Raw genomic sequence first — 4,577 nt, 5'->3', positions numbered from 1 at the left:
CTGGTCTCAAACACCTGTGGGAAACCGTGCCGGTTCGACTCCGGCTCCGGGTACAAAGTGCTCCTCAACCGAGGAGCATTTTCTTTTAAGGTTTAATCAAATTATTTTGTTAGTCGACTCCAGAGATTTTTTTTAAGTTTTTCTAAAATTCATTAAAACCAGTGAAAAATTCTTCTAATGACACATTCATAGCATTTAAAATTTTAATAAGTGTATTTAATTGTATGTTCGCACCAGCTTCATATTTACCATATTGAGGTCTACTAATATTGTTTTCGTAAGCAAAATATTCAGAGTTAGTATAGCCTGCTTTTTTCCTGAAATATCTTAATCGCTCCCCTATTTTTTTTAGATAAATTCTTTCATTATTGTCTGTTTCTGACTTTTTGTTTCTACTATTCTTTGGTGTCATTTTTTTCCTCTTTTTGTAGAGCAAATCAATAGAATGACTTTAAATTATGTAACTCTAAATATATTTACTCCATATTAAGAGATTTTTATATATTTGTCTTTAATTTTAAAATTATCAATTATGAAGAAAATAATACTTTTATTAGCGATGGGTGCCGCTTTGAGTACCCAAACACTCTTTGCTCAAGTTCCATCTTATGTTCCTACTAACGGTCTTGTGGGGTATTGGCCATTCAATGGTAATGCCAATGATGAAAGTGGAAATGGTAATAATGGCACGGTTAATGGAGCTACTTTGACAACTGATAGATTAGGTGCGTCTAATTCTGCTTATAGTTTTAATGGCAATGGACAATACATTCAGGCTCCAAATCAATCACTACAGGGGTCAGTAACTTTTTCGGGCTGGTATAAAATGGCTACATATAATTTAAGTCAAGCGGATATATTTTTCTTTGCCAATAACACACCTACAAATAGTATATTAGATTGTAATTTTGCTGTTGGATATAGGTATGATGCTGGTACAGGGCAATATGGGCATAGTACGTATCCTCGTTCAAATTCAAATTTAACTGGATATTATGCACTTAATCAAATTCCTTCAGCTGACGTTTGGCATCATTTTGTCTGCGTCTTTAACAATGGTATTTTTGTAAAAATGTATCTTGACAACAATTTATTCTATACTAATACTACAGTTGTTTCTAATACTTCAATTCCAAGTTTACCAATGCTAATTGGATATGCTGGTCAAGGATATTCCTTTACAGGTCAACTAGATGATATAGGAATCTGGAATCGAGTTTTAACTGAGCAAGAAATAACCAACATATATAACTCATCTTTGCCTCAAACCGCATGTTTGCCAGCCAACGTTCCTACGACAGGACTTGTTGGTTATTGGCCATTCTGTGGCAACGCAAATGATGAAAGTGGTAATGGTAATAATGGAACTAACAACGGTGCTACCTTGACAACGGATAGATTTGGAAATGCAAATAGTGCTTATAGTTTTGATGGTGTGAATGATTTTATTATTGTTAATAATAATCCTAATATTTTATACCCTGAATTTACTGTGACGATTTGGTTTAATTCAATTACTAGTTTTTGCGATGCTATTGGTCCAATTATTAGAAGTGGTAATGCTTCAACTTGCGGTTGGAATGGTTTCTCAATAGGAACATTTAATAATGACAATAATTTTGGGTTACAAAATTTCGATGGTTCTGATTATAGTTTTCAATCAAATCAATTGTGTAGTAATTTTAATTCAGGTACATGGTATAATATAACATTTACCCGAAGTAACTCAGAATCCAGAGAATATGTTAATGGGATTCTTGTGAGTTCTGTTTTGCAATCAAATTATCAACCTGCTACACAATGCCCTATTTTTTTCGGAAGCAACCATTTAGACAGTAATAACAACCCCTTGAGCGTTTTTAATGGAAAAGTTGATGACATAGGTATATGGAATCGTGCTCTAACCCAAGAAGAAATAACCAACTTGTACAATGTCAACCAATGCATCACAAACATTACTGTAACCGACACCCTTATCATAAACGTTGGGCAGTTATCTTTCAATGACCCTGTTACATGGGCAAATAATATTACTATTGCTCCCAATCCTGCAAGTTCTCAAATAAACATCAGTTTCAACAACATCACCAATTTGAATGGTGGAACATTGAAAATTATTAATTCATTGGGTCAAGAAGTGGCAACGACTCCAATTACTACTTCTGGAACCAACAGCACTATGCAACTAGCAACGTGGGGTGGAACTGGAATGTACTTTGTTCATATCATCAACCCACAAGGTCAGATTGTAGATATTAAAAAAATTATATTGCAATAAGCTTAGTTACGTTAAAATTGAGCCACAGGAAACTGTGGCTTTTTTGTTAGTAGCATGCGAATTAACTTTTAGCTAACGTTCCGCGACATGGAGTAGTTGCGATTATTTATTATTAATGATTTCAAGTGCAAAACCCCATTTGAAAGTCAGAAGGACTTTCGGGAGAAGCGACTATTATGTGTGGTTCGTCTATATTTTGCTCTTCAAATCCATCATTCCATGTAAAACTCTTGCAATTTCAATTTCATTTTTTACAATTTCCTGAAAGAAAATAATATGTTCACCGCATTTGAAGCCAAGTAAATTTTGAGAAACAATGTTATATGATTTTCCCAATTCAGGATTATTGGCTAAATCTAAACAAGATGCTATAATAAGATTATAATATTTCTCCGCTTGATTTTCAGACCAGTTCTCAACAGTATAATCCCAGATTTCTATTAGATCATCAAGAGCTCTATTGGTAAAACTAAATTTTGCCATTTATTTTTTTCTAGCCTTTAATGATTCTAAGAATTTTTTAGATTCAAAGTCTTTTGCTATTCCACTATCGATTCCTTCTTGTATTGCTTTTCGCAATGCAATAACTCGATTTTCTTCTTCTTCCAATAAGCGAAGTCCAGCTCTAATAACTTCACTAGCGTTGCTAAAACGGCCTTTCGAAACAGTTGATTCTATAAAACTTTCAAAATGATTACCTAAAGATATTGAAGTATTGCGTCCCATAAGTTTATATTTTCAGCTAAGTTACCAAAAAATGGTAACGCTCCAAATTTCACTGCGATTTTTTTCCGAATCACACATAACTCGTTTATGCCCGAAACAAACTTGCGCAAAGCCATCCAAAATGGGTTGTATACACTAAGGTTTGTTTCACTTTATTCTTTTCATATATAATATTACTACAAATCTAAATTAGACAATAAAGGAAACTGTTAAAGGCGGTACATTTTCTTTTGCTATAAACAATCATCATGGTTTCGGTTGGCAGGTACAGAAAACTCCTCTTTTCAGAGGTTTTTTTATTTTTAAACTCTTTAATAATTTAAAGTAATTTTGAAACATGAAAATAAGAGCCATTTTTTATTGTACCCTTTTGTTGTTTTCTTTTTCATGTTCTAATGAAAATTCGTTTAATGACACTTCACAAGACGTATTTATTAAAGGAGCCGATATGTCGTTTTTGCCTTTAATTGAGAATGAGGGCACGCAATACTTCAATGCTACTAATCAATCGGAAGATGCATTACTTACTTTAAAAAAAGCAGGATGTAACACCATTCGTATTCGCATTTGGAATAACTCTCCTGAAAATCTTTCTTCTTTTACTGAAGTAAAAGCATTAGCACAACGGGTAAAAAATGCCGGCATGAAAGTATGGCTTTGCGTTCATTATTCTGATACTTGGGCCGATCCGGGAACGCAATCGATACCAGCAGCATGGGCCAATTTATCCTTTAGCGATTTGAAAATTGCTTTTACCAATTATACGTCAATGTTAGTGACCGAAATTAGACCTGATATTATTCAAATTGGAAATGAAATAAATAATGGTTTTATGTGGCCCAAAGCCGATTTAGCAACTCACGAAAATGAATTTTTAGAATTATTGTCAATTGCCAGTAACACCATTCGAACCCAAGCGCCAAAAACAAAAATCATGCTTCACTATGCAGGTATTGGTACTGATGCGAGTTGGTTTTACAATAAAATGGCAACGGTAAATTATGACTATATTGGATTGTCGTATTACCCCATTTGGCATGGGAAAAATTTAGATGATGTAAAATCTACTATTAGTACGTTAGGTCAAACCCATAATAAAAAAGTAATTATCGCTGAGACTTCTTATCCTTTTACCTTAGGTTTTAATGACTGGACCAATAATATTTTGGGGACAACCGATCAAATTATTCCTTTATTTAGCGCAACGCCTTTAGGGCAAAAAGCCTATTTACTTGCTTTAAAAGAAAAGATAAAAGAAACCCAACAAGGATTTGGGTTTTGCTATTGGGGAACAGAATGGGTCGCTTTTAGAGGTAATCAATCGACTAATGGTTCGCCGTGGGAAAACCAATCGCTTTGGGACTTTAACAATAGAGCGTTACCAGCTATGGATGCTTTTGCGGAGTAAAGAAAAACAAAACCTCCAAATAGCCCCGATGGGAATGACATCCTTTTCTTTGCAAAAGAAAAAGATATAATAAACAGCGGGAGCATAAGTCTAAAGAAAGAAACTGTTGTGCTACTAATTGATTAAAAGCCAAGAATCAATTTTGCAATCGAAAAGTAAATCAAA

Annotated in this window: 5 protein-coding genes; 2 read left to right on the top strand and 3 right to left on the bottom strand. The window is 33.9% G+C overall.

What is annotated here, in order from left to right; translation table 11 throughout:
* Positions 1–142: 142 nt before the first annotated feature.
* On the bottom strand, positions 143–412 hold the full coding sequence (locus ACOYLP_RS10885; RefSeq protein WP_422856195.1) for a helix-turn-helix domain-containing protein: 270 nt from the start codon (positions 410–412) through the stop codon (positions 143–145).
* A 120-nt stretch (positions 413–532) separates the two neighbouring features.
* Here ACOYLP_RS10885 and ACOYLP_RS10880 point away from each other — a divergent pair, with 120 nt between their 5' ends.
* Entirely contained in the window at positions 533–2,278 is a 1,746-nt protein-coding gene (locus ACOYLP_RS10880; protein WP_422856194.1) for a LamG-like jellyroll fold domain-containing protein, read from the top strand.
* Between the two features lie 189 nt (positions 2,279–2,467).
* On the opposite strand, the gene ACOYLP_RS10875 is transcribed toward ACOYLP_RS10880, so the two are convergent.
* Both ACOYLP_RS10875 and ACOYLP_RS10870 read right to left on the bottom strand, forming a co-directional pair.
* The gene (locus ACOYLP_RS10875; RefSeq protein WP_422856193.1) at positions 2,468–2,761 is read right to left on the bottom strand and encodes a type II toxin-antitoxin system RelE/ParE family toxin; all 294 of its coding nucleotides are present in this window, start codon (positions 2,759–2,761) and stop codon (positions 2,468–2,470) included.
* Positions 2,762–3,004: a type II toxin-antitoxin system ParD family antitoxin gene (locus ACOYLP_RS10870; protein ID WP_422856192.1), complete on the bottom strand. Its 243-nt coding sequence runs from the start codon at positions 3,002–3,004 to the stop codon at positions 2,762–2,764.
* Positions 3,005–3,341: 337 nt separating this feature from the next.
* On the opposite strand from ACOYLP_RS10870, the gene ACOYLP_RS10865 reads away from it, so the two are divergent.
* Positions 3,342–4,412, top strand: coding sequence for a glycoside hydrolase family 53 protein (locus ACOYLP_RS10865; RefSeq protein ID WP_422856191.1), 1,071 nt, complete (start codon positions 3,342–3,344; stop codon positions 4,410–4,412).
* Positions 4,413–4,577: the final 165 nt, after the last annotated feature.

Origin of the sequence: Flavobacterium sp., from assembly GCF_049318325.1 — a bacterium.
Classification (GTDB): Bacteria; Bacteroidota; Bacteroidia; order Flavobacteriales; family Flavobacteriaceae; genus Flavobacterium.
The sequence above is the reverse complement of the archived record's forward strand: the minus strand, read 5'-3'. Positions and strand labels throughout refer to the sequence as shown.

Coding starts and splice junctions, on each gene's coding strand:
- ACOYLP_RS10875 (WP_422856193.1), bottom strand. CDS start 2,761: ATGGCAAAATTTAGTTTTACCAATAGAGCTCTTGATGATCTAATAGAA.
- ACOYLP_RS10880 (WP_422856194.1), top strand. CDS start 533: ATGAAGAAAATAATACTTTTATTAGCGATGGGTGCCGCTTTGAGTACC.
- ACOYLP_RS10885 (WP_422856195.1), bottom strand. CDS start 412: ATGACACCAAAGAATAGTAGAAACAAAAAGTCAGAAACAGACAATAAT.
- ACOYLP_RS10870 (WP_422856192.1), bottom strand. CDS start 3,004: ATGGGACGCAATACTTCAATATCTTTAGGTAATCATTTTGAAAGTTTT.
- ACOYLP_RS10865 (WP_422856191.1), top strand. CDS start 3,342: ATGAAAATAAGAGCCATTTTTTATTGTACCCTTTTGTTGTTTTCTTTT.